4 protein-coding genes are annotated in these 3610 nt (G+C 60.1%); 2 read left to right on the forward strand and 2 right to left on the reverse strand.

What is annotated here, in order from left to right; translation table 11 throughout:
- Positions 1-1108 (reverse strand): CBS domain-containing protein (locus tag SY1_RS11540; RefSeq protein WP_208873855.1); only part of this gene is annotated, 1108 nt, incomplete at its 3' end.
- Positions 1109-1472: 364 nt separating this feature from the next.
- Here SY1_RS11540 and SY1_RS11545 point away from each other — a divergent pair.
- Both SY1_RS11545 and SY1_RS11550 read left to right on the forward strand, forming a co-directional pair.
- The gene (locus tag SY1_RS11545) at positions 1473-2489 is read left to right on the forward strand and encodes an AAA family ATPase (protein WP_015557125.1); all 1017 of its coding nucleotides are present in this window, start codon (positions 1473-1475) and stop codon (positions 2487-2489) included.
- On the forward strand, positions 2486-3034 hold the full coding sequence (locus SY1_RS11550; RefSeq protein WP_015557126.1) for a hypothetical protein: 549 nt from the start codon (positions 2486-2488) through the stop codon (positions 3032-3034). The genes SY1_RS11545 and SY1_RS11550 overlap by 4 nt, the downstream gene beginning before the upstream one ends.
- 89 nt (positions 3035-3123) lie before the next feature.
- Here SY1_RS11550 and SY1_RS11555 read toward each other — a convergent pair.
- Positions 3124-3610, reverse strand: a 487-nt coding sequence (locus SY1_RS11555) for a dephospho-CoA kinase (RefSeq protein ID WP_208873856.1), incomplete at its 5' end; no start/stop codon positions are given.

Here is a 3610-nt window from a genome sequence, read left to right on the forward strand (position 1 = left end):
CCAGGCCGTGCATGTGCGCCTTGTCCAGGTCCTTGCGGGTCATGATGCCCAGTACCTCGCCGTCCGCGTTGGCCACGGGCAGCGCTTGATGCCCGAAGCGCAGCATCGTTCGGTACGCCTCATCGACGCGGGCGTCCGGCGACACGGCGAGCACCGGAGACGTCATGACGCTCCCCACGTCCACCAGCTGCGGGATGTGCGCAGGGAGCTTCGACTCGATCTCCGCCAGGAGCTCCTGGGGGTCTCGGTCCAGCACCGTCGCAGAGCCCGCCTGGAGGTGACCGCTCCCGCCGTAGGGCGTGAGGAAGTCCTTGACGTTCAGGACGTCCGGAGAGCTCCTGACGATGACGTTGTCCTTCTTTCCCCCGTTGCACACCACGCAGACGGTGACGTGAGAGTCGTAGTAGTCGCGCAGGCGGTGCACGAAGAGCGAGAGCCCCTCCACGTACTCCTCCGTCCTGGCCCAGGTCAGCAGCACCTTGGCCCCGTTGATGTAGCTCTCTCTGGCGTTCTCGGCCAACGTATCCAGCAGGTGGAGGTCGGCCGCGGACATGGAGACCTCCGCGCGGGACAGGGTCCGGGACAGGTCGGCCCCCATCTCGCGCAGGCGGCCGACGACCAGGATGTCGCGCTCCGTCGTGGACTCGTAGGTCAACGCGCCCGTGTCGTCGTAGATGCCCAGGGCAAAGAGCGTCGCCTCCTCCGGCGAGATGCTCTTGCGCTCCTTGACGAGCTGTTCCACGATCATCGTTACCGTGGCCCCGATCGGGGCATAGCACATCTTCTCCGCCGGGATGTCGTCCATCGTCGGCGGGTGATGGTCGTACACGTGGACGGTGACGTCCTGGCGCCCCGCAAGGGCCGCGAAGGGCCCGATGCGGCTTCGCGCCCGCGTATCCACCACGACCATAAGCGTCACCTGGTCCTGCGGGACCTTCTTGGGCTTCAGCAGGTTCCACTGATGCCCGTAGTGGTTCAGGAAGTCCTTCACCTTGCGGCCGATCGCGCCGGGCGGACAGATCACGGCGTCGGGATACAGCTTCTGGATGGCGATCATGCTGGCCAGCGAATCAAAGTCCGTGTTGAGGTGGCTCGTTATCAGATACATAAGGACACGACGTGAGCGGGAGAGCGCAAAATCCTCACGGGAAAGCGGGACGCCTGCAAAACGGTCCGCTCTCCGCTCCCCTCACTTCCCTCCTTCCCCGATATTGGTGCGTACCTATTATATTATGAAACGTACAAAGAACGAGTGTCCTTGAAACACAACCATCCGACGCCCTTGGCGGCACCTCCCCTTTCAGGGGAGACAGTCCACATTAGACGCGATTTGGTATCAATACTATGCTATTATTTATTTAGGAGAGCTAATCTCAGTTCGTTCTTTAAATTGAGATAAGAACAGGGGCGAAAGGCCACTCGTGCAGGGCAACGACCGCCTTGGACACACCCCAACGGAGGCGCTTTATTTTATGATAAACGGCATCACACTCGACAATTTTGGCCCGATTTCCCACCTGGAATGGACGGGACTTGGCCCCATCAATCTGGTGGTCGGGGGCAACGGCTCGGGAAAGACCTTTCTCCTGAAAGTCCTGTACAGTGCCATGCGGACGATCGAAGAATACAAACGTGGCGACGACCGGAGGACGGAGGCGGAGATCCTTGCGGATAAGCTCTATTGGACCTTTCAGCTGGACAGGATCGGCGATCTGGTGACAAAGGGTGCCGCCTCCTTGTCCTGTGTCGTTCGCTTCAACGACGAGGATTTCTCCTACAGCTTCGGCAGGGACACGACCAAACAGATTACCTCGCTGGAAAATGGAATCCCTCCAAGGTCGAGCAACTCCATCTTCCTTCCGGCAAAGGAAATTCTATCCCTGCAGCAGATCATCTTGAAGTCCCGCGAACAGGACAAGGTGTTCGGTTTTGACGACACCTATCTGGACCTCGCCAGGGCGCTGCGCCAGTCCACCCAAAAGGGCAAAAATTATACCGAATTCGCCGCCTCACGCCAGAGCCTGGAGGACATCCTGGGCGGTCGCATCGAGTACGACGAGGCCTCAGGACGCTGGCAGTTCAGAAAAGGCAGCCAAAAGTTTCCCATCGGAGTGACGGCGGAAGGGGTCAAGAAAATTGCCATTCTCGATACGTTGCTTGGCAATCGTTATCTCGATCTTAGCGCCATCGTCTTTTTCGACGAGCCGGAGTCCGCCTTGCATCCCTCGGCGATCTCCGCACTCCTCGATATCGTGGCGACGTTGGCGAGCCGTGGAATCCAGTTCTTTATGGCCAGCCATTCCTATTTCGTCATCAAGAAGCTCTTCCTGATCGCTCAGGAACGGAAACTGTCCATCCCCGTGCTTTCGGCACAGGCTGAGGATGGACACTGGACAGCGGACGACCTCAGGAGCGGGATGCCGGACAATGCGATCATCGACGAATCGATCCGGCTTTACGAAAAAGAAGTGGACATGGCGCTCCGATGACCTCTATTGAGACCATTACCATCGACGAGTCCGGGATGACGTTCGGCCCCTACCCCTCCGAACGCTGTTTTCACATTGAGAAAAGTGCCCTCTACAAAGACATTCGGCAAGGGGTAAAAATGGCGGAATTTCTGTTGCTGCGCGCCGACAGCAACAGGCCCGCCATGCTTTGGGTGGTGGAGGCCAAGTCGAGTTCTCCCCGACCAAAAAGCGAGCCTGACTTCAGTCAATTCATCGCGGAAGTCCGGGAAAAATGGATCGATGCCCTCTCCCTGACCCTGGCCTCCCTCCTTGGGCGACATCGACAGGCTGGAGCAGAATTACCAGGCCCCTTTGAATTGCTCGATTTATCTCAGTTCGACGTGCGTTTTGTGCTTGTAATCAACGGTCATCCAAAAGGCTGGCTGCCGCCGATACAGGATGCTCTACGACAGTCCCTTCGCCCCCTCGTCAGAATCTGGCGCTTTGCGCCGACTTCCGTCGTCGTCCTCAACGAGGAACTTGCCTCGAAGCGACAGCTCATCTCGGCAAACCGTCCATCCTAAAAAAACAAAAGAAGCCAGACGACGACAAAAAATGACCTTGCAGCCCCCATGCCCGCACCAGACGCTGCAAACAAACAGGCAAGAAGTCGTCATGGATAGGGGTTCTGATGGATATCCTGAACGATCGCCTCCGCCTTCCGGCGCAGGGACGCCAGGTCCCCCTCGTTGTTGAGGACGAAGTCGCTCAAGGCCATCCGCTCGTCCGATGGCAGGTAAAAGGCTTCCCGGCGGGTCAGCTCGTCCTCGCCCCAGCCGCGCTCGCGACAGCGCGCTATGCGCAGCGCGCGGGGCGCCGTGACGAAGACCGCCGCCGTGACCCACGCGGGGCGCCCCACCTCGAACAGAAGCGGCACCTCCGCGACGGCCCAGCGGTCCGGCGAAAGCTCGGCGACGCGGCGTTCCAGCTCAGCCATCACCAGGGGATGCATGAGCCCGCAGGCCCAGTCGTACTCCGCGCGGTCCGTAAAGATGCGTCCAGCCACGGCGCCTCGGACGATCCCGCCCGACGGGTCCAGGACCCGGCGCCCCCAACGGCGCGCGGCGGCGCGGGCGACCTCCGGCCTCCTCCACTGCACC

This window comes from Fretibacterium fastidiosum (genome assembly GCF_000210715.1).
Taxonomy (GTDB): domain Bacteria; phylum Synergistota; class Synergistia; order Synergistales; family Aminobacteriaceae; genus Fretibacterium; species Fretibacterium fastidiosum.

Coding starts and splice junctions, on each gene's coding strand:
- SY1_RS11545 (WP_015557125.1), top strand. CDS start 1,473: ATGATAAACGGCATCACACTCGACAATTTTGGCCCGATTTCCCACCTG.
- SY1_RS11550 (WP_015557126.1), top strand. CDS start 2,486: ATGACCTCTATTGAGACCATTACCATCGACGAGTCCGGGATGACGTTC.